Origin of the sequence: Acidovorax sp. SDU_ACID1 (genome assembly GCF_045291395.1) — a bacterium.
Classification (GTDB): domain Bacteria; phylum Pseudomonadota; class Gammaproteobacteria; order Burkholderiales; family Burkholderiaceae_C; genus MR-S7.
Genome location: NZ_CP152342.1, coordinates 1,246,095 through 1,267,295, shown reverse-complemented (window position 1 = coordinate 1,267,295; position 21,201 = coordinate 1,246,095). Strand labels below are relative to the sequence as shown.

Genomic DNA, 21,201 nt, shown 5'->3' with positions numbered 1-21,201 from the left:
CCACCCCCGGCATGCAGCCGCCGCCATCGTCCGCCCTGCGTGGCCTGCTGGAACGGCTCACGCCGCGCCAGCGCCAGTACGCGTTGCTGGGTGCCATCGTCGCCGGCGGCGTCGGCGTGCTCTGGCTCGTGTTCGCGTTCACCGGCTCGCCGAAGCCACAGGCTGGCCGTACGACGGCCCAATCCAGCGACGTCACCAACATCGGCGTGATGCCGCCGGGCAGTCAGGTCAACCCAGTGGACCAGTGGGTCGGCACAGCCGGCCGCAAGCTGGCCCAGTACGAGACCGAGCGCGAGGAGCAGAGCCGCCTCAACAAGGACAGGCAGGCCTGGGAGGCGCGCACGATGCAGCGCTTCTCCGAACTCGAGCAGCGGCTGACCGCCAGCCAGCAGTCGGCGAACGCCCCGCCGGCACGCCCAGTCCCAACACCGGCCCCAGCTCCGCCCACGCCGACGACGATGCCACCCGCCGTGAGCCTGCCTCCGGCACCGCCGGCGGCCGGTTCCGCAGGCGCGCTGCCCACTGGCCAGCCGCCGCAGCCGCCCGCCCCTCCTGTTCCAGTCATCGCGCGCGTTTCGCTCGCCCAATCTTCCCGAGCGGGAACGGGCGCACCAGCTGCCGATGGCGGTGCGCGCCAGGACGGCGGCGGCAGCGCAGCTAGTGGCAAGACGGTCTCCACCTTCCTGCCTGTCAGCTTCACCCGCGGCACGCTGCTGGGCGGTCTGGATGCGCCCACTGGCGGGCAGTCCCAGAGCAATCCTCATCCCGTCCTCATCCGGCTTTCGGACAACTCGGTCCTGCCGAATCGCTTTCGCGGCGAGTACAAGGAGTGTTTCGTGATCGCGGCCGGCTACGGCGACATCAGCTCCGAGCGCGCGTATCTCCGTACCGAAAACCTCTCGTGCGTGCGCACCGACGGCGCCACGTTGGAAGTCCGCATCCAGGGCACGGTGTACGGCGAGGACGGCAAGGTCGGCATGCGCGGGCGACTGGTGACCAAACAGGGGCAGATGCTGGCTAATGCTCTGCTCGCGGGCGTGGTCAGCGGCATCGGCCAGGGGCTGTCCACTGCCAACACCACCTACAGCACCTCGGCGCTCGGCAGCATCGCCAGCGCCGACAACAGTGCCGATGCCTACCGCGCCGGCCTGGGTCAAGGCGTGGGCAAGGCCCTGGACCGGCTGGCCCAGTACTACATCAAGCTCGCGGAAAACACCTTCCCCGTGATCGAGGTCGACGCCGGGCGCGAAATCGACGTCGTAGTCACCAAGGGCGTGCGCATCGACGTACCGATGACCGATCTGGCCGCGAACGCCGCGCGCCTGTCCGCTTCCCCCGAAACCCGCTACCTGGAGGCCTCCGATGATGGTAACTACTGACGCCCTGGGCGGCCGGCGCTGCCGCGCCCTGCCGCTCCTGTCCGCCGCGCTGTTATGCGCGCTGTCCATCGGCGCACAGGCCGCTTCGAAGGACAAGGCCCAGCTGCTCGACGTGCTGCGCAAGAACCACCCCGGCACGACCTTCAGCGAGGTGTCGCGCACCGACGTCGAAGGGCTTTACGAGGTGTGGATGAACGGCAATGTCGCCTACGTCACCGCCCGAAACCCGCGCTATTTCATCTTCGGCCGGTTGTTCGACACCCAGACCATGCGCGACGTCACGGGCCCGAAACTGGCCCAACGCGCGGGCGGCCAGGACGCCCTCCTCCAGGCCGAAACCGCCCCTACCGCCAGGGTGGACTTCGATCAGTTGCCAGTCACCGACGCGATCAAGACGGTGCGCGGCAACGGCCAGCGCAAGGTCGCCGTGTTCAGCGACCCGAACTGCATCTACTGCAAACAGCTTGAGCCCGAGCTCGCCGGCATCGACAACGTCACGATCTACACCTTCCTCGTGCCCTTCCAGGGCGAAGGTCGGCCGGTCGCGATCTGGTGCGCCGCCGACCGCGATCAGGCGTGGCACCGGTGGATGCTCCAGGGCGACGCGAGCGCGCAGGACGCCTCCACAAACTGCCCACATCCCATTGGACGCAACCTGGCGCTCGCGCGCCAGCTCGGCGTGCAAGGCACGCCCACCCTATTTTGGGCCGATGGCACGCGCACGGATGGCTTCGTGGGTCGCGCCGTGCTCGAAGCCAGGCTGGCCGCTGCCGGGACGCAGCCACCATCCACCGAGAAGAAGCCATGACCGGCCCGCTCTCGCGCGCCAGCGCCGCGATCCTGCTCCTGCCGTTGGCCGCCTGCGTGAACATGTCCGGCCTGGACGGCGGCTCCAAGTACGCCTGCGCCGCGCCCGAAGGTGTCGCCTGCGATTCGGTTTCCGGCACTTACGAGAACGCGATCCGCGACAACTTGCCCAGCCAGCGCCGCGCCTCGGGTCCGGCTGCGAGCAAGACGCAAGGTGGAGCGCAGGCCCCGGCCACCGACGCGCCGACGCGGCAGCCACCCGCCGCCCTGCTCACGCCGAATGCCGATACGCCCCAGCCCCAGGCGCTGCGCTCGCAGGCGCGCTACCTGCGACTGTGGATAAAGCCCTGGGAAGACATCGACGGCGACCTGTTCGACCAGGCCCATGTCTATGTGCAGATCGACAACGGCCGCTGGCAGATCGACCACATCCGGCAGGCCATCCGTGAACGCTATGCACCGCTGCGCCCGCCGCCAGCCAAGCCAGCGAGCGAAGCCAACGCGGCAACCGACGCCGCAGCGGCGCTACCCCTACCCGTCCAGCGTCCCACGGGGACCAGCGGGTTCCCGATGCTGAACAACCCACCTGCGGCCCCGGTCGGCCGCCCTGCCGGGAGCCCCCAATGAGCATCCCATTCTCCTCACTGGGCAGCCCCCATTCGGGCCGGTTGCCAGTGTTCGGCCTCGGCGCGGCGGCGGACACGCCCGCCGAGCAGTTCGCAGGCTGGCTGCCCTATTCCGCCTATCTCGCCGACGAACGCATCTTCGTCAACCGAGACGGCATGGGCTTCGTGCTGGAGCTGATGCCGCAGTCGGGTGCCGACGAGCGCATGGCCGAAGTCCTGGTGTCGCTGTACGCCAACTGCCCTGCCGACACGGGGCTGCAGTTCCACCTGTTCGCATCACCCCATATCCGCCATCAACTGCGCCAGTACACCAACCTGCGTGTCGAGGATGAGGATCAAGCCGAGAAGGCGCGTCCCTGGGGGCGTCCCGTGCCCGACGAGAACCTGTTCCGCAAGCTCGCGCGCCAGCGCGTCAACCATCTGCTGCAGGGCACCCAGACCTCGCTCACCGCGGGCTTCCACTACACCTTGCGCGACTTCCGGCTGATGCTGAGCGTCGCCTTTCCGGGCGACGCGAGCGATCTGAATCGGCGTGACGCGCTGCTGGCCCTGCGCGACTCGATGGCCGCGACCTTGCGCTCGGCCATGCTGCCCAGCCGCGTCTGCGACGCCGCCGACCTCATCAACTGGTGCGCGATGTTCACCAACCCCGACCGCATCGCCCACTCGGATGAAGAAGACCTAAACCACGACGACGACCGCTGGCTGAACTACGACGACGGCCGCGAGATACGCGACCAGATCATCGACTTCGACACCATCCAGGATCCGCACCCGTCCGGCCTCACGCTCTGGAAGGAAACCAGCCCCGACGTGCTGGAGGCGCGCTTCTACTCGATCAAGAGCTTCCCCGACCGCTTCGCGTTGTGGCAGATGGGATCGCTCATCGGCGACCTGATGCAGCCGGCACTCCAGTACAGCGCGCCCTTCCTCATCACGCTGGGCGTGCACATGCTGGACCCGAATGCCACCCGAACCTCGGTGATGGCGAACCACGTGCGGGCCACGCAGAACGCCAAATCGAAGATGGCCGACGTGATGCCGGATGTGAAGAAGAAGCTCGACGACTGGACGGCCGCCGCCAATGCCATCGACACCGGTGGAAACCTCGTGAGCCTGTACCACCAGCTCGCGATCTTCACGCACCCGGGCAAGGCAGCCGCCGCGCACGAAGCCGCGAACGCGATCTGGCGGGCGCGCGGATTCGGGCTCAATGCCGACGCCTACATGCACCGCCAAGCCCTGCTGGCCAGCCTGCCGATGACGCTGACGCCGCGCTTCCACCGCGACCTAGCCAAGATGCGCCGGGTCACACGCAAGACCATGGCCAATGCCATCCACATGGCGCCGCTGATCGCCGAATGGCGCGGCACGCGCACGCCGGCGCTGGTGTTCGGCGGCCGGCGCGGCCAGCTCATGACACTGGACATTTATGACAACGATCTCGGCAACTACAACTTCGCCATCATCGGCGCGCCCGGCTCGGGCAAGTCGGTGCTGATGAACGAGTTGGCCTGGTCCTACCGCGCCATTGGCGCCAAGGTCTGGATGCTCGACCTTGGGCGCAGTTTCGAGAAGCTGTGCAGGAAGGCCAATGGGACCTATATCGAGTTCCGACCCGACGTGGATCTCTGCCTGAACCCTTTCACGGTTGTCCACGACATCAACGAGGACATCGACATGTTGGTGCCGGGCATCTCGAAGATGGCCTCGATGCAGCACACGCTGGAGGAGGTCCAGTACAAGGCGATCTCTGCGATGGTGCTCAAGCTCTGGCGGCAGTACGGCCGCGACCTCACGATCACCGGCCTGCGCGATGCTTTCAAGACCGGGACGATCGAGGAACTGGGCGCCACGAACGACCAGCGCATCAAGGACCTCGCCATCATGCTCAACCCCTATGCCAAGGGCGGGCAGTACGAGCGCTTCTTCGAAGGCCGCGCGAACGTGGACTTCAGCAACGATTTCATCGTCATCGAGAATGAGGAACTCAAGCGCCGCCCGGATCTGCACGCGGTGGTGAACATCCTGCTGCTGCACCAGATTACCGGCGAGATGTACCTCACGCGCAACCGGCGCAAGGTGCTGTTCATCGACGAGCTGAAACAGCAACTGGGCGATATTGGGGCAGACGATCCGGTCAAGGCCGCCGTGGTCGAGGAGGCAGCCCGGCGCGCGCGCAAGTATGGCGGGGCACTCGGCACTGCGACCCAGAGCGCCGACGACTACTACGGCTCGGCGCAGATGGAAGCCGCCTTCAATTGCAGCGACTGGGTGTTCCTGCTGCGCCAGAAGCCCGAATCCATCGAGATGCTCGACCGCAAGGGCCGTCTGTCGATGGACGAGCCCAAGAAGCGGCTGCTCAATTCCTTGCGCACCGAGGCGGGTGCCTTCTCCGAGCTGTACATCTCCTCGCCGGTCGGCGAAGGCGTAGCGCGCAACATCCTGGATCCGGCCACGCACCTTCTTTTCAGCAACAAACTGGAAGACAACGCCCCGATCGACGCGCTGCGCGCCCAGGGCCTGTCGATCGACGAGGCCATCACCGAGCTACTGCGGCAGCGGGGGCATGTCCTGTGAAGGCCGCCGCCCTCCACGCATTGGTCGCGGCCTTGCTAGTCGCTACCGGCATCGCGCTCTACGACCGGCTGGTGCTGCGTCCGGCTCTTGTTGTCGGCATCGTGGACCTGTCCGAGGTGTACCGGGCCAAGGAAACCGAGTTCACCCACCTGCTGACCCAGACTGGCAGCGAGGCTGAGCGGGAACGCGCGCTCGCGCTGGCGCGGGACTTCTCGCAGCGCCTGCCCGCGGCCCTCGACGAACTGCCACAGGAATGCGGTTGCCTGGTGGTCATCAAGGGAACCGTCGCCGGCGCGCCGCATAGCCTGGACCTGACACCCATGCTTCGCAGAAAGGTGGATCGGCGATGAACACGGAACCGCGCCCAACCACCAGCACCTCCGGCCCGGTCCCCTTGGGATGGGGGCGCAGGTGCGTACGAGAGTTCGTCGCCTTCCTCGGCCACATGCGCCGGCGCTGGTATCTGTACCTGCCGCTGTTCACGATCTGGGGGTTCGCCTACGTGCGGCTCTTCATCGACCCGACGCCGCGCGTGCCGATCCTGGTCAACTGGACACCCAGCCTGCCATACCACGTTGCCCTGATGCAGTTCCAGCAGCATCCCGTGGCGCGCGGCGATCTGATCGTCTTCGCGTTCGCGGGCGAAGCCAAGAGCCACTACGCGGGCCTGCGTGGCCAGCCCTTCTTCAAACGGGTGCGAGGGATTCCGGGCGATGTGGTCACGGTCATCGAGCGCACGGTATTCATCAACGGCGAGCCGGTCGGTCAGGCCAAGACCCGCACATTCGACGGCCATCCGCTGGCCCCCATCGCACCCGTGGTGATCCCGCCCGACCACTTCTACGTGCAGGGCATCGGCCCCAACAGCTTCGACTCGCGCTACCGCGAAAGCGGCCTGGTGCGTGCCGACCAGGTGTTGGGCGTCGTGGTGCCCATCTTCTGAGGAGACCAGCCATGTCCCGTCGTGCCCCCGCCGCTGCGTTCCTGGTCGCTGGTGCTCTGGCCGGCACCAGCGCCCTGGCGCAGACCAGCCCGGCCTTCGGCGCCCTGCCGGCAACCACCGCCCCGGCCGACGACATGCCGCTGGCCGACTACCTTGGCCTGCTGCTGCAGATCGCCCCGGCCGCGGAAGACGGCGCGCGCACCTACGTCGCGGCCGTCCAGCTGCGTTGCCGCCACGCCATGAGCACGGCCGAGCTGCGGCGCGCTATGGCCGAGGGCGAAGGCAATCCCACGCTGATGGGCCTGATCCGCGCCGCCCATCTGAAGGACACGGCGACGCGCGACCGGCTGGTCGCGCAACTGCCCTGCCCACCGGGGAGTGCCCGATGAAGGCCCGAGCCATCTTCATCGCCGCCGCGCTAGCTTGCCCGGCCGCGTGGGCGACCGATCTCGGCACGCTCGGCCCCACCTACGACATTGCCGAGCCGCACCTGCTGCAGATGATCGAACAGCGGCTGCGCGAAAAGGAACGCTCGGGCGAGCTGGCCCGGATCGAAGAAGAAGCACGCACCCGCGGCACGGACAGCGTGCGCAACCCGCTGCCCGTCGCGAGCGTACACACGACCCTGCGTCCCCGGACCTTCTATTTCGACCCGACGTTCACGCTGGACCGTAACGTCCTCGGCGCGCAGGGGGAACTACTGTTCGCCGCCGGCACACGCAAGAACCCGCTCGAGGTGGTGTCGCTCTCACGCCACCTGCTGTTCTTCGATGCGCGCGACGCTCGCCAGGTACGCCACGCCCGCTCGCTGATGGACCACTACCGGGGCAAGGTGAAGCCCATCCTGACGGGAGGCTCCTACCTGGATCTGATGAAGGCCTGGCGCACGCCCGTCTACTACGACCAGCAGGGCGTGCTGACGCGCCGGCTCGGTATCGCCCAGGTTCCGGCCCTGGTGTCGCAGGAAGGCCAGCGGCTGCGCATCGACGAACTGGAGGTGCCCCAATGAGCCGCCACCTTCGCACCTTTCTGGCTGGCATGCTGGCCGCGCTTCTCCTGTCGGTGGCCCCTGCAGCCTTCGCTGCAGGCGCCGCAACCTGCACCGGCAAGTTCCCGAACCCGATCACGGATATCTGCTGGAGCTGCATCCTGCCCATCAGCATCGGCGGCGCGCGCATCGGCAACTTCGGCGGCCAGGAGGACATCGACAACCCGTCGAGTCCACTGTGCACCTGCGGCGTCAACCCTGTCATCGGGCTGTCGATCGGCTTCTGGGAGCCCGCACGCCACGTCGAGGCGGTGCGCAAGCCCTTCTGCCTCACCTCGCTCGGCGGCGTCGATCTCGACCCCGGTCTGCCCGCGCCCGAGGCCGCCCGCTTCACCCAGCCCGAAGGGGACGGCGACGGCGGCAGCTTCTACCAAGCCCATTTCTACATCAACCCAGTCCTCTATTACCTGGAGGTCGTCACCGACTTTCCCTGCCTGGAGAAAGGCTCCTTTGACCTGGCCTACCTGACCGAGGTCGATCCGCTCTGGGCCGACGACGAACTCACGCTGATCCTCAACCCGGACGCCGTGTTGTTCGCCAACCCCGTGGCCATCGCCGCCTGCGCAGCCGACTGCGTGGCCGCCTCGTTGGGTTTCGGGATCCGGGAAATGTTCTGGTGCGCGGGATGTCAGGGCGGCCTGTACCCGATGAACGGCCACGTGCCCTACCACCTCGGCGGCGTGCGCACGGCGGCGCTGATGGCCCAGCGCCTGACCGCCAAGATGCACCGCGAGCTGATCGCCTGGGGCTGGCACGGCCAAGCCGGGCTGTGCGGGCCGTACTTCGAGCCGGTCATGGACAAGTCCGCCTACAAGACCCAGCTCACGTACCCGATCCCCGCGACCGAGAAAGAAGCCGGCAAGTGCTGCCAGCCGTTCGGCCGCCAGACCATCTCCTGGGGCGCCGGCAAGGAATACCCGGTGCGCGGCGAGGACTTCGCCTTCATGTTGTTCAGAAAAAGGAACTGCTGTGTCGGCTACTGACCTCCCTTTCATCCTTCGAAGCATGCTCGCGCTCCTGCTGGCCGGTGTAGCCGCGCACGCGGCATGCGCAACTGGCGTTTCCAGCCCCCCGAACATCACGGAGGCCGACATCGAGCGCGTACGCCGCGAGCAGCCGACCATCACCGACCGGGACATCGAGGAAGCCCGTCGGAAACACCGCACGCCCCCGGATGTCGAGATGCAGGCAGTACCGCCCGCCCCACGCATCGACGCCCTTCCGCAGCCGGTGACGTCCACGCCGATCGACCTCGAGGCGCTGGCGCGTGGCTACGCCTCGCAGGCCGACGCGATGGACGCCGCCCAGGGGCTGGCCAGCGGCCCTGGCCTGTTCGTGTTCATCAGCCTCTCGATGCCCCGGCCCACGCTGCAGCGCCTGATCGCCCAAGCCGAACGCGCGCGCGCCTCGGTCATGCTGCGCGGGTTCGCCAGCGGATCGTTGCGCGAGACCGTGGCCCAAGTCCAGGCCCTGATCGGACAACGCAACGTCGCTGTGCAGGTAGATCCCCAGGCTTTTGACCGCTTCGCTATCTCACGCGTGCCCAGTTTCGTCCTGGTGCGCGACGGCACACGCCCCGTCTCCTGCGCTGCGGGCAGTTGCGCGCCACCGGAGGCATTCCTGCTGACGGCCGGGGATGTGAGCCTGGACTACGCGCTCGACCACATGCAGCGCGCCGCGCCGGCGTTTCGCGCCGATGTGGACACCTTCCTGGCGCGCTTGAGGAACTAGGAGGCCTGCATGCTCACCACCGCCGTGTCCCTGCTGCGCAAAGCCGTCGTCTGGATCACGTTGGCGAGCTTTCTCGCCACGCAGACAGCCGCCGGCGCCGACCCGCACGCGGAGGGTACGGCGGCGGGCCAGGCGGCGAACCCGGTGGCGCGCGGCGCCATCGACACGTCCAGCGCCTCGTCGGTGGTGCCCGGCTATACCACGACGGCGCCGCAGAGCAGCTACTTCGGGCAGCCCAACCTCTCGGGGCCGGCGAGCGCCCAGCTCGCGGCCTGCGCGCTCACGCCGAACGACCCGACCTGCCAGGCCCTGCTCGGCGCGCGCGCCTCGGCCAACACGCCGCGTGAGGCCGTCTCGCCCTACGACCCCGCCGTGCTGGCGGCGCGGCGCATCGCCAGCAATCCCTCGACGACGCTGGAAGACATCGCCTCGTACTACAGCGGCTGCCAGGTTGACACCGTCGCCACGCCCGCGACGGAGACCCGCGTGTGCCGGCAGTACAGTGGCACCACGGGCCAGTCCTGCGCGCGCACGCTGTCCGTGTCGGTAACGCGCACCAGCAGTTGCTCGCCCGGTGACTGGTTCGCGCAGGCCGCCTCCGGTAGCACAGCCATGGCCGTGCAGTGCAAGCCCGACCTGCCGGCCTCGGCCCAGCATTTCCGGGTCACGAGCGGCGGTGTGCCGCTGGCCTTCTTCGACGTGGACATGACGACAGCCCTGGTGTTCCCGCAGATGGTGGCCCAGTTGCCGAGAACTGGCGGGTGGTGGGGTGGCGGTCAGAACGGCTTCTGGGTGGCGAACAACCGCTGCACGGGCGACAACTGCCGCCTGACCGGCTTCATAGCCCAGGAGTACCGACAGATCTGCACAGGCTCCGGCGGCGATGCGGGCGATTACGCATGCACGAACGAGCGACCATTCCTTGAGGAATATGCCAGCTGCCCCGCCGGGACACAGAGCGGCGACAACATCACTTACACCGTCGGGGGTGGAGGGGATGCGGGCGACAGCCAGACGTTCTATCTGGATCAGGCCACCTGCTACGCACCCACACAGCGGTTTTCGCAACACTACGGCTACGACGTCACTGGAACGGTACGGGGCTACTACTGGACGACACATTCGAGCCGGGCCGTGGTCGGTTTCCGCCTGAATCCCGCCTACGGATCAATCCCGCAGATGACATTGGCCTACGAGCGGCCCCACACAACCGTCACCGAATCGGACCAATGGGATGATCAGTGCCCGAGCCTTGAAGCCGACAGTCGCTGCGCCGTCATCGGAGCGGCGCGCTGCGTCGACGGCCCGTCGATCAAGGAAGTCGACGGCGCCCAGGTCAGCCGGGCCTGCTGGCGCTACGAGACGGCACTGTCCTGCCAGTTTGGCGCGCCCACCGACGAGTGCGCGCCGCTGGCCGCGGCCGGCTGCACGCCGGCGGGCACCAGTTGCCAGCAGGCGAACCCGGCCACCGGCACCTGCGAGGTCACCGAGAACCGCTATACCTGCCCGGTGGCCGCGGGCTCGGCCGTGACGGCCACCAACTGCCCGGCCAACGTGTTCTGCGTTGCGGGTAGCTGCTTCAGCACCGCTTATACGAACGACGCCGACTTCGCGCGCTCGATGTCCTTTCTCGAGGCGGCGCGCGAAGCTGGTGTCTACCTCGACACCGACAATCTGCGGGTGTTCAGCGGCGAGTCGAATAGCTGCCGCGACCGGCTGCTCAAGAACTGCTGCGCGTCGGATTCGGCCGGCAAGGGCATGACCAACCAGAGCATGTTCGGTGTCGGCTCGCGGCTGGTGTTCGACGTGCTCATGAATTCTGGCAACCGCCAGTTCCTCTACCAGGGTATGCAGGCCCTGCTCCTGGGCGGCGGCTTCTCCGGCAGCTTCACCACCTATGGGGTGACGGTCGCCATCAACGGCACAGCCCTGCCGGCGGGCTCTGCCGTGCTCTATTCCGGCCAAAGCATCGTCGTCGCCTTCGACCCGTGGAGCCTGGCCATCGCCGTGGTCATCTACGCCGTGATGTCGATGATGTCCTGCAATGCGGAAGAAGGGAAACTCGCCATGAAGGAAGGCGCACGGCTGTGCCACACCATCGGCACTTACTGCTCGTCGTGCATCCGGGTGTTCGGTCATTGCGTTTCGTGCATCGAGCACACGACGAGCAAGTGCTGCTTCAACTCCGTACTTGCACGCATCATCAACGAACAGGGCCGGCAGCAGGTCGGCAAGGGATGGGGCGCAGCGAAAGCGCCCGACTGCTCGGGCTTCACGATCGCCCAGCTTCAGAGCCTGGATTTCGCGCGGATGGATCTCACGGAATTCTACGCGTCGATCGTACCCAACCTGCCCAACGTGAGCGCGATCCAAAGCGGCAATGCGGCGCGCGTGAACGAATGCTACTACGGCGAGGGAAGATGCCAGTGAATCCTATATGCCGCGCGGTAGCCGCGCTCTTGTACCTCTCCTGCGCGGCCGATGCCGCCCAGTGCGCTGACACTGTGCGCACGCCCGTTCCCGACGCCCGGCCAGTCCTGCTCGCCGCGTTGCAATCCTCAACCGGCGCCGCCTATGGCGTGCTCATCGGCGAGACGGCGGATGCGATCACCCGGCATTTCCAGGCGACCTCGCCGATCTACATCGACGTGTCCACCGAGAAACGCTATCAGCAGCCCGGCTGCAGCAGGCTCAAGGTTTTGTTCTGGCAGGAAGGCGTGCGGCTGCCTGATGTCCCCGCCCCCCGGAAACAGACGATCGAGTTCAGCATCAACTACTGCCTCGACGGCCTGCCGCCGAAGTCGCTGTCGTGAGGGCCTGCCCATGTGGAGCCGCCACCCTCATCCTCTTTACCGCATCGCCACCGGCATCCTGGCCTGCCTGGCCGCCGCAGCAGCGCAAGGCCAGGAAACCCTGCCGGAGCTGTCCCTCGCGCCATCCGCACCCTACTGGTCAGACCGGTGGCGCGGGTGGCACTTCTACGAAGACCCAGAATCCGAGGACCTGCCAGTGGCCCCCACGCCGCAGGCGCAGCGACCGGTGGCCTCGCCGCCACGGCCGCCCGAGCTGGTCGAGTTCGAGCGGCTTCAGAAGACACTGGAGGACTTCCGCAACATCGCGATCATGCGGCCCACCGAGGCCAACGTGCGTCGCTACATGGAGCTCGAATCCCAGGTCGTGAACCGCGCCTCGTATTTCGCCGACGTGGCCCAGCGCGTGGCCTGGGCCACGCCTGCGCTCGACCCGACCCTGCAGGGGCGACCGGTCAACGCCAAGGCACTGGAAGTGTTCGAGCAACAGCAGCGCGAGGAACGTTCCGGCTCCGTCACCGAGCTGGGCCGTGACCACGTGCTGTTCTTCTTCTACAGGTCGGACTGCCCCTACTGCCACGCTTTCGCGCCGGTGCTGGCGGCCTTCCAGGCCCGCTACGGCATCCAGGTCGTCGCGGTGAGCGTAGACGGTGGCCCAATGCCGGGCTTTCCAAACGCGCGCCCCGACAACGGCATCGCCACCACGCTCAAGGTCACCCAGGTTCCCGCGGTGTTCCTCGCCCAGCCCTACACGGGAAAGATCACGCCGATCGGCTTCGGCGTGCTCTCCGAATCGCAGCTGCTAGAACGCATCGCCATCGTCTCGTCACCACAAACCGAAGCGATGGTTCCCAGCGCGACCCAGCATCTTGCATTGCCCTAGGAGGCCGACATGAAACACGCCCGTCCCGTCACACCCGCCAGAAAAACCATCGCCATCGCCACCGCGTTGGTCGTGCTCGCCGTGTCCTTCCCAAGCCGCGCCGGCGACCTGAATTCCGAAGTGAACGACATGTTCAATAACCTCGGAGCCATCGGGAACTACACGGCACCCGGCGCCTTCCGCGGCCAGACCTACAACACCTACACGGGCGGTAACCTGATGATGCGCTCGCCGAACAAGGTCTATCAGCTCGCGGCCATCCAGTTCCCGAGCGCGAAGGCCGGCTGCGGCGGGATCGACATCTTCGGCGGCAGCTTCAGTCACATCTCGGCCGAGGAGTTCAAAAACCTCCTCAAGAACATCACGGCGGCGCTGCCCGGGATCGCCTTCCAGCTCGCGCTCGAGGCCGTCTCGCCGCTGCTGGGCGGTTTGACCAAGTGGGCCAAGGGCCTGGAGACCTGGATCAACAACGCCCGCATCAACTCCTGCGAAACGGCCAAGGCCATCGTCAGCACGGCAGCCGAGGCCGTGGGCTACAGCTCTCAGGAGACCTGCGCCGACCTGGCAATCGAAATGGGGATGGAAAGCGACCGGGACGCCGCGCGGCGGCGCTGCTCGAGCGACCGCTCCAGCATCCTGTCTTCCGCGCGTTCCTCGGGCGACGCCAATCTGCGCAACAAGGCTCCCTTCGTCGGCAACCTGACCTGGAAGGCCTTGCAGTACACCGGCAGCTATCTCGACGACGCCGAGCGCGAGCTGATCATGAGCATGGTCGGCACCATCATCTATTACCCGGAAGAAGCGAACCGCGATCCGGACCCCGTCGCTCCCACCCTCACCTCGATCAGCCAGTTGCTCTACGGTCAGGCGGCAGGCAGCGGCGGCAACGTCGTCCAGCACCTGCTGCGCTGCAACGACTACACCAACTGCGACGCGGTGACCTTGAACACCAACTACGACCACGTCCCGTTCACCTCGCGCGTGGAAACGCTCATGCGCTCCATCGCCGACAAGATCGCATCTCGCACGCCTATCCCGAACAACTCGGCGGAGGTGGGTTTCGTCAACCAGACCACCGAGCCGGTCTACAAGATGCTCTCGATCGGCACCAGCATCCCGGGCTCGGGCCTGGCCGACAGCCTGATCAGCCAGTACCGCGACGTGATCGCGGCCGACTACGCCTACGTGTTCCTGGAGCGCAACCTGCGCCTGGGCATGGCAGCCCTGGACAAGGACTACACGCTGCAACAGACCCAACGCGAGCAGGCAAGCCAGGTTCGGCAGCGCGCGCAGGCGATGCTGCTCCAGCTGTCCCAGGAGAAAAGCCTGCTGTACCAGAAGGTCGGCTCGTTCCGCGCGGCAGCCAGCCACCTGGAGGAGCTGGAGCGCCAGTTGCGCTCCAGCATGCCGCAGCATGTGATGGACATGCTCGGCCAGCAGGCCGCCTACCTGTCCCGGTAGGCCCAGAAGAGAGGCCGCCATGTGGGAGATCTACGCCTACCAGAACTCGGACAGCCTGTTCGGTGTCTTCAACGCGGCAGCGGCCATCCATGCCTCTGGTGACTATGCCTCGGCGGTCGCGGCAGTGGCGTTCTGCGGGTTTGTGGCGGCCCTGATCGCCTACGCCTTTGCGCCCGAAAAGTTACAGGGGTGGAAATGGCTCGCCACCGCGGTGCTCGTCTTCAGCGTCCTGATCGTGCCCAAAGTGACGGTGGGCATCGTGGACAAGACTGGCAGTTCGGCCGTCAAGGTCGTGGACAACGTACCCTTCGGAGTGGCGGTGCTCGGCAGCCTGACCAGCACCATCGGCCACACGCTGACCGGCCTGTTCGAGACGGCCTTCCAGGTCATCCCGGGCGTCGGCGCGCTGCCCGCCGAGCTGACCTACGAGCAGAACGGCCTGATGTTCGGCAACCGGCTGATCCGCGAGACGGGCAACGTGGTGTTCCAGGATCCAGCCTTCCGAACCGATCTGGTGAACTTCATCCACAACTGCACCACCTACGACTTGGTCGATGGCACGCTGGATCCGGCGACCTTCTCGGCGGCCGACGACGTGTGGGCGCTGATGGCCTCGCCGAACCCCGCCCGCTTCAGCACGCTCACAGGCGGGAGCGCTGGCGTCGATACCTGCCCGAACGTCTACCTGAACCTGAACGGCCGGCTGCCGGCGCAGATCCAGCGCATCCAGGGACGGCTGGCCTTCCAGCTCAACCCAACCCTGCCGACCACGGCCGCTGCCGCAGTGATCGCCGGACAGATCCAGCAGGCCTACGCAAAAAACAGCATCGCCAGCGCATCGGCCACGGCCGCCGACATCATCCGGCAGAACGCCATGCTCAACGCCGTCGAGGACACCGGCAAGATCGTCGGGCAAAAGGTCAATGACCCTGCGGCCATGGTCTTGGCGGTGGGGCGGGCACAGGCCGTGGCCCAGATCAACGCCACCTGGTTGAACTACGGCAAGGTAGCCGAGCAGGCGCTGCCGGTGTTTCGCAACGTGATCGAGGCCGTTACCTATGCCATGTTCCCGCTGTTCGTACTGTTGCTCCTGTTGACCAGCGGGCGGGACACCATGATCGCGTTCAAGGGTTACGCGGCCATCCTGATCTGGATCCAGCTCTGGCCGCCGCTCTACGCCATCCTGAACTACATGGCCTCGATCTACGCCGCCTACGACCTGGCCGCCGCAGCGGACCTTGGAACCGGGGCGAAGGCGCTAGCGCTGCAGACCTCCTCGGTGATCTACTCGCGCGCGATCTCGGGCGAAGCCATCGTGGGCTACCTGGCGATCAGCATCCCCTTCGTGGCCTGGGCGGCGCTCAAGCGCATGGAGAATTTCGGCACGGCCCTGGTGGGCGGCCTGTCAGGGCTGCAGGCCATGCTCTCGGGATCGACCTCGGCATCAACCGTGGGCAATACATCCATGGGCAATGTGTCGATGGATCAGATGCAGCTCGCGCCGAACCGCACATCGGCCTTCATGTCGAGCTGGCAAAACGACCTCTCCGGCAACACCCTCTCGTCCAACGCCCTCACGGGTCGGACGGCGATGAGCCTGCTGCGCAACCAAGGCTTCGCCTCGCGGGTCGTATCCATGCGGGTGTCCGAACAGGACGTGCAGGACGCGAGCCGCCAAGCCGACGCAGCGCGCAGCGAGTCGGTGGCAGCCAGCAATGAGCGGTCGGCGGTGCTGACCGAGGCATTCACCAAGGGCCTCGCGAAGCTGCGCTCGTCACGCAGCAGCAGCGGCTCCACGTCGAGCAGCTTCGAGCAGTTCGGTGAAACGATCAACCGGCTGGACCAGATCAGCAAGAGCGTGGCGGACTCCACTGGTTTGACGCAGGCGCAGGTGGCTCGCATCGCGATGGGTGCCTCTGGCCGGCTTGGGATAAACACGCCAGTCTTTGGCCTCCAAGGGAATGCCACTGCAGACAAGAACTTCACCTCAGGCCTCTCCTCAGAAGAACGCAAGGTGCTCGGTAGCATGAGTTCTGACCAGTTCGCGGAGTTCAAACAGTTCGGCGACCGGACCTCCCGCGATACGAGCTTCGTGAATGCCGTCTCCAGCGACGCCCGCGAGGCGCAGGATCTATCCTCTCGCCTATCCTCAACCGCTACGCGTTCGGAGCGGGCTGACGCCAGCCTCTCAGAACGAACGTCCTTCTCCGAACGGGTCTCGACCGCCTACGAGCGCGGCGAAACCATCTCGATTGATATCGCCCAGGACCCGCACAACCTTGAGATGTTTAGGCGCTACGCGGAACAGTATGGCGGCAATAGTGCATCGGCACGCGTCCTCATGGAGGCAGAACTGGCCCGGCAGTCACTACGTCCCCATCAAGTTTTCTCGGATGGAACCGCCGTGCCCACCACATTCGGGGATCTTGGTGCACAGCACCTACGCAACACAGGAGATCCCGCGATCGGAGCGGATATCAGCGGCCGTCACCGAGCGAACCAAACCGAAGTGCGTCAGTTCGACAGATCCCTGTCTTCGACTGTTCCTGCCGCTGGCGCTCCATCCTTTGTGCGCAATTCCATCCGAGAAGAAGGTGGGCGCATTCGGACAACCACAGGCTCTGACCAAGAGGCTTTCGAGCAAAAAGCACAGATCAGGGAAACTCCCGACGGCACCTTGGCCTCCGAACGTTCGTTGATGAGGCAGACGGGCAAGCAGGCCGTAGAAGATGCCAGCCCACTTATCGAAGATGCGAAGGACGCGGTGAAGGATGCGCTCCGGAAGTGACCGGTCACCCGATACGATCAGGGTCGTACATATGCTTGTCCGGCTCAGCGTCAGGCATGCGCGTGAAGGGCGGAAGCCCTTTGTCTCTCCAGTAGTTCGCGGCGAGATCACGACCTGATGAGCCTCCTCCGGGGATCGGTTCGATCTCTTCCTCGGTAAGCAACCGCCGACGTCCAGATTGCCGTTTGCCGATCTGCGATAGCCCTCCGCCGATCGCGCCGCCAAACAGGGCTCCAACGGCCATCATGACAATGCGCAAGCCCCAGCCATCGGGCCAGGCCGACAGCAGGCCAATGCCGATGCCCAGCAGCAGGAAGAACAGGAAGATGGCTTTTCGCATAGAGCCTCCTTGCAGATACCCGGACCAGAGACGCCTTCAGGTCAAGACCACGTCGACATGATCGCACGCGGGTTCCTAAGGAACTAGACAGCCGCGCTCTGGACCACCTGCATCCAGCGTATCACGTTGATTCCCCGCTCCAAGGCGTGCAAACGCTCGACGATGCGTTTGGGATGGCATGGTGTCGCCGCAGAACCATTTCCGCCGCCTGCATCGCAGGGTAGTCCTGCCTCAACACATCCAGCAACGGCCCTTCAGGTACCAGTCGCAATCCGCCCGTCAGACAGAGGATCTGAAACAGCCCCGAGCCTCGTTTGCTAGCCCCCGATCGCAACGCCCGCGGGGGCGACGTCGGTTGCCCTTGGCGGCAGCGCAACTTGCATCTAGGACAGTAAGGAAGTAAGATTTCCTTTAATTCCCCTCCCCAGAGTGCTGCCATGCTTGCTAAGTTGACCTCGAAGAATCAGATCACGCTGCCCAAGGCCGTTGTGTCGGAAGTAGATGCAGCCGAATACTTTGACGTCGTCGTGGAGAATGGCCGAATCGTACTGACCCCAGTTCGCGTACAGCGAGCGCAAGCCGTCCGCGACCAGTTGCAACGGCTCGGCATTACCGAACAGGACGTAGAAGACGCAATTTCTTGGGCCCGCCAATGACCCGCGTTGTGCTGGATACCAATGTCGTACTCTCGGCGTTGCTGTTCACGTCCGGCCGGCTCGCATGGATACGTCGGGCCTGGCAACACAAGCAACTGCAACCCCTGGTGTGCAAGGAAACGGTCAGTGAATTGCTCCGTGTGCTTGCGTATCCGAAGTTCAAGCTGACAGCCGAAGATCGGCAAGAACTGGTGGAAGATTTCCTGCCTTTCGCCGAGGCCGTCCAGCTACCACAGCCGTGGCCTACCCTACCAGCCTGCCGCGACGAGAAAGATCAGATGTTTCTCGTGCTGGCACGTGTAGGTCAAGCCCGACTCCTCATCACGGGCGACAGTGATCTCTTGGCGATGCGCGATGAGTTTCCCAACCTGATCGTGACCCCCGATGAATGGGCCAGACAACAAGACTGCGAATCGCAGCCGTGAACGGAGCGGCGATAAAGATTTGATCAGACGTGCTGCCGCCGAAGAGCACAACAACGGCACGCTTGCCGTCACCAAGACAGCGTCAATGGCATCCAGGAACGACGCAATTTTTCAGCCTGCCCTCGCTGATGAGGCATTCATACCCTCGCCTCGCTCATAGCGGTTCAGGACTGCCACCATCCAGGCCGGCATCGACCTCTTGGCCTCGCACAGGGCCTGGAACTCCCCGGAAGGCAGCTTTTCCGCAATGCGCCTGAACATGTCAGGCGTTACCTGGTGGCGTCCCAGGTACCAGAGCGCAGACAGCGCTTGACCAGCCGGCCGCCCTGCCAGCACCAGTTTGCGCGGGGCAACATGCTGAAGCCGGACGACCATCTTGCCCAGTCGGATCGCACGCGACGAGCCCGTCGTGTAAAAGACGGCCTGCGCTGGCACCTGGGTGGTAAGACCGAAACGCCGCGCAGCCTCCGCACCGTGAATCTCGATTGTCGCCCCTTCGGTCTGGGCAACGGTCTTCGCCACCACCTCAGGGGCCGGCTGCGCCTTGATGCCGAAACGGCTGGGCTTGGGAACGATGTACAGACCATGCCCGACACACTCGATGCTGCCGGCCTTGGCGAGACGCATCAATGACTGATCGATGGCCGCACGTGACCCCAAACCAGTGAAAAGCGCAGGGGTGAACGGCTCTCCTGCCGGCTGGGCGGCAATGTGCTCCCGAATGGCTTGCGACACGGTCATAATGATCTCCTTTGTTAGAAATCTTATATAAATATCTAACACGGTGCGAGAACTCGGCTCTAATTCGCAAGCCAACCGTCCTTGACCAGCGGCATAGCAAGGCAGCCCGTCCTGGCCTCCTGCAGCCCATCCCCGCGCCTGCCGCTTGCTACTTGCTATCGCGCCACCTTGGCCACGGCCTCGTCACGCCCTCGACCTTCAACCATCGCAGCTGCTTGCGGCGGCGCCAAGCGGCAGGACTTAAGCAACGATGACAACGCTTGCAACGAAGCCAGAGCGCGCAGCAACTCTGTATCGGTGTTCTCGGGACAGTTTCCTGCTTCGATCTGCCGCTTGACGGCGTCACGGACAACCCCGATGGCATGCCCATACTCGCCGCATTCGTCACCACGCAGAAATACACCTGGCCAGTCGCCACTGAACTGCAACGGCCCCGTGAGCGGCCGAAACGCCATAGGGACATGTGCGATCGTCCTACGTGCCATGTTTCACTCCTTTGATGGGCCTTCTGCCATCGAGAAGACGCCGCCTCCACCCAAGCGGAAGCATTGCTCCTCACACAGACTGCATCAAAGCCACCTGACGCTCGTCATCCGCCCCAGGCTCAGAGGAATAGGCCAGCTTCAACGGCTTCACAGGGCTGGGCCCATTCATGATCCATGAATCGACCATATCGGCCCAAGCTTGGAGCATTGTTCTACGCTGCTCGGCGTATTCCGCCTTGTTGTAGACCGCCCGCACGCCCCGCTGCTCGTGGGCAAGGCATTTCTCAATCCAGTCGCTATTGAATCCAGCCTCATGCAAGTGGGTGCTGGCCGTGCGGCGCAGGTCATGCACGGTAAAGGATTCGAACTCCTCTCCGCGATCGCGAATCAGTTGCACAGTGACCTCGAGGACTCGATTCAACGCTGGGTTGCTGATCGGCCGATTCATCTCATAGCGTCCGGGGTGCAAGTACTGGCTGGACCCGAAGCAAGTCTTGAAAGCCACCAGAATATCGAGTACCTGCTGACTGAGATAGACGTTATGAGGGCGACCCGCTTTCATGCGCTCCTTCGGAATCGTCCAAATGGCTGTTCCGAAGTCCACCTCCTCCCACGTCGCCTGGATGAATTCCGATTTACGGACCATCGTCAGCAGCATGAATTTGACAGCCAAACGCAATGTCGATGCAGTCCCCGTTTCTTCAAGCGCGTTGAAGAACACGTGAATTTCCTTCGGCGAAAGGGCCCTATCCCGAGCCTTGAACGTGGCAATAGCGCTGGGCCTGATCGCCTCCGCGGGATTTTCGATTTTCATCCCCCGCGCCTTCACGTACTGGTACACCTGCAGCACAATGTCCCGTGCATGAACAGCTGGCGCCGCTGCGCCCTTCGCCTTGATCCTCTCGCATCGCGCCATCAGGATGTCCGGCGTGATCTCCTCGAGCTTTAGCCGGCCAAACTCCTTCTCCAGATGCCGGTCATAGACCGACTTCCGCATGGCCTTGGTCGAGTCGGCTAGGTCAGCGTCTTCGAAATACTTTTTCGCCCAGCCGCCGAACGTCAGGGCCTCCGCGGCCTTGATCCGCTTTTCGACCTTGCCGCGCGAAGGGCTCTCCCCTTGCTCCACGCTCCGAGCCGCCCGCGTGAGTAGCAGTCGAGCCTCGGCCAAGCTGACGGACATGCCGTAGTCCAGCTCATCCAGGGCACGTGGGTTGCGTGCCCCCAGGTTCGAGTCATATTGACCGATCACCAAAGTCTCGCGGCGCTTGCCCATGCGGTAGTCGAACCGGAAGCTGACGACGCCGGTTCGCGTCACCGCGACGTAGAGGCCTTGTTGGTCCGCGACCTTGTAGATCTTTCCCGTGGCCTTGAGGGCCTTCAATTTCAAGTCAGTGAGCATCTTGTCCTCCGACGAATCCATCGAATCTGATACCGTCAAGGCATTTGACGGTATCAACCGAGGTCGTCCAAGGGGTTGCTCTCCGGTACCGCCAACAAT

General features: G+C 65.1%; 21 protein-coding genes. 17 read left to right on the top strand and 4 right to left on the bottom strand.

Annotated features, from left to right (window positions below):
* Window positions 1–11 precede the first annotated feature (11 nt).
* From AAG689_RS06150 to AAG689_RS06080, 15 genes are all read left to right on the top strand, one after another.
* Window positions 12–1,379, top strand: coding sequence for a TrbI/VirB10 family protein (locus AAG689_RS06150; RefSeq protein ID WP_406625171.1), 1,368 nt, complete (start codon window positions 12–14; stop codon window positions 1,377–1,379).
* The gene (locus AAG689_RS06145; protein WP_406625170.1) at window positions 1,363–2,187 is read left to right on the top strand and encodes a DsbC family protein; all 825 of its coding nucleotides are present in this window, start codon (window positions 1,363–1,365) and stop codon (window positions 2,185–2,187) included. The genes AAG689_RS06150 and AAG689_RS06145 overlap by 17 nt, the downstream gene beginning before the upstream one ends.
* Window positions 2,184–2,813 carry a TraV family lipoprotein gene (locus AAG689_RS06140; protein WP_406625169.1) on the top strand — a complete coding sequence of 210 codons (630 nt, stop codon included), beginning with the start codon at window positions 2,184–2,186 and terminating at the stop codon, window positions 2,811–2,813. The genes AAG689_RS06145 and AAG689_RS06140 overlap by 4 nt, the downstream gene beginning before the upstream one ends.
* Complete coding sequence (gene traC / locus AAG689_RS06135; RefSeq protein ID WP_406625168.1) at window positions 2,810–5,392, top strand: type IV secretion system protein TraC; 2,583 nt, start codon at window positions 2,810–2,812, stop codon at window positions 5,390–5,392. The genes AAG689_RS06140 and traC overlap by 4 nt, the downstream gene beginning before the upstream one ends.
* Window positions 5,389–5,742 (top strand): hypothetical protein, encoded by a 354-nt coding sequence (locus AAG689_RS06130; protein ID WP_406625167.1) that lies wholly within the window; start codon window positions 5,389–5,391, stop codon window positions 5,740–5,742. Before traC ends, AAG689_RS06130 begins: the two co-directional genes overlap by 4 nt.
* Before the next feature lie 95 nt (window positions 5,743–5,837).
* Window positions 5,838–6,335, top strand: coding sequence for a conjugative transfer signal peptidase TraF (gene traF / locus AAG689_RS06125; RefSeq protein ID WP_406625166.1), 498 nt, complete (start codon window positions 5,838–5,840; stop codon window positions 6,333–6,335).
* A gap of 11 nt (window positions 6,336–6,346) precedes the next feature.
* The gene (locus tag AAG689_RS06120) at window positions 6,347–6,724 is read left to right on the top strand and encodes a hypothetical protein (RefSeq protein ID WP_406625165.1); all 378 of its coding nucleotides are present in this window, start codon (window positions 6,347–6,349) and stop codon (window positions 6,722–6,724) included.
* Window positions 6,721–7,344 (top strand): type-F conjugative transfer system protein TraW, encoded by a 624-nt coding sequence (traW, locus tag AAG689_RS06115; protein WP_406625164.1) that lies wholly within the window; start codon window positions 6,721–6,723, stop codon window positions 7,342–7,344. Before AAG689_RS06120 ends, traW begins: the two co-directional genes overlap by 4 nt.
* Window positions 7,341–8,366 carry a TraU family protein gene (locus tag AAG689_RS06110; RefSeq protein ID WP_406625163.1) on the top strand — a complete coding sequence of 342 codons (1,026 nt, stop codon included), beginning with the start codon at window positions 7,341–7,343 and terminating at the stop codon, window positions 8,364–8,366. Before traW ends, AAG689_RS06110 begins: the two co-directional genes overlap by 4 nt.
* Window positions 8,367–8,388: 22 nt before the next feature.
* Entirely contained in the window at window positions 8,389–9,114 is a 726-nt protein-coding gene (gene trbC, locus AAG689_RS06105; protein WP_406625162.1) for a type-F conjugative transfer system pilin assembly protein TrbC, read from the top strand.
* A gap of 9 nt (window positions 9,115–9,123) precedes the next feature.
* Complete coding sequence (gene traN / locus AAG689_RS06100; protein ID WP_406625161.1) at window positions 9,124–11,544, top strand: type-F conjugative transfer system mating-pair stabilization protein TraN; 2,421 nt, start codon at window positions 9,124–9,126, stop codon at window positions 11,542–11,544.
* 74 nt (window positions 11,545–11,618) lie between these two features.
* Entirely contained in the window at window positions 11,619–11,927 is a 309-nt protein-coding gene (locus AAG689_RS06095; RefSeq protein ID WP_406625160.1) for a hypothetical protein, read from the top strand.
* 10 nt (window positions 11,928–11,937) lie between these two features.
* Window positions 11,938–12,807 carry a conjugal transfer protein TraF gene (gene traF, locus AAG689_RS06090; protein ID WP_406625159.1) on the top strand — a complete coding sequence of 290 codons (870 nt, stop codon included), beginning with the start codon at window positions 11,938–11,940 and terminating at the stop codon, window positions 12,805–12,807.
* A 9-nt stretch (window positions 12,808–12,816) separates the two neighbouring features.
* Complete coding sequence (locus tag AAG689_RS06085; RefSeq protein WP_406625158.1) at window positions 12,817–14,268, top strand: conjugal transfer protein TraH; 1,452 nt, start codon at window positions 12,817–12,819, stop codon at window positions 14,266–14,268.
* Between the two features lie 19 nt (window positions 14,269–14,287).
* Window positions 14,288–17,056 (top strand): conjugal transfer protein TraG N-terminal domain-containing protein, encoded by a 2,769-nt coding sequence (locus AAG689_RS06080; RefSeq protein WP_406625157.1) that lies wholly within the window; start codon window positions 14,288–14,290, stop codon window positions 17,054–17,056.
* 4 nt (window positions 17,057–17,060) lie between these two features.
* Here AAG689_RS06080 and AAG689_RS06075 read toward each other — a convergent pair whose 3' ends face one another.
* Window positions 17,061–17,396 (bottom strand): hypothetical protein, encoded by a 336-nt coding sequence (locus tag AAG689_RS06075; protein WP_406625156.1) that lies wholly within the window; start codon window positions 17,394–17,396, stop codon window positions 17,061–17,063.
* Between the two features lie 437 nt (window positions 17,397–17,833).
* Here AAG689_RS06075 and AAG689_RS06070 point away from each other — a divergent pair, with 437 nt between their 5' ends.
* Both AAG689_RS06070 and AAG689_RS06065 read left to right on the top strand, forming a co-directional pair.
* Window positions 17,834–18,052, top strand: coding sequence for an AbrB/MazE/SpoVT family DNA-binding domain-containing protein (locus AAG689_RS06070; RefSeq protein WP_406625155.1), 219 nt, complete (start codon window positions 17,834–17,836; stop codon window positions 18,050–18,052).
* Window positions 18,049–18,477 (top strand): putative toxin-antitoxin system toxin component, PIN family, encoded by a 429-nt coding sequence (locus tag AAG689_RS06065; protein ID WP_406625154.1) that lies wholly within the window; start codon window positions 18,049–18,051, stop codon window positions 18,475–18,477. The genes AAG689_RS06070 and AAG689_RS06065 overlap by 4 nt, the downstream gene beginning before the upstream one ends.
* 111 nt (window positions 18,478–18,588) lie before the next feature.
* Here the strand turns inward: AAG689_RS06065 and AAG689_RS06060 are convergent, their stop codons facing one another.
* The 3 genes from AAG689_RS06060 to AAG689_RS06050 form a co-directional block, all read right to left on the bottom strand.
* The gene (locus AAG689_RS06060; protein WP_406625153.1) at window positions 18,589–19,218 is read right to left on the bottom strand and encodes a DUF6088 family protein; all 630 of its coding nucleotides are present in this window, start codon (window positions 19,216–19,218) and stop codon (window positions 18,589–18,591) included.
* 155 nt (window positions 19,219–19,373) lie between these two features.
* Entirely contained in the window at window positions 19,374–19,703 is a 330-nt protein-coding gene (locus AAG689_RS06055; protein ID WP_406625152.1) for a hypothetical protein, read from the bottom strand.
* Between the two features lie 70 nt (window positions 19,704–19,773).
* Window positions 19,774–21,102: a tyrosine-type recombinase/integrase gene (locus AAG689_RS06050; protein WP_406625151.1), complete on the bottom strand. Its 1,329-nt coding sequence runs from the start codon at window positions 21,100–21,102 to the stop codon at window positions 19,774–19,776.
* Window positions 21,103–21,201: the final 99 nt, after the last annotated feature.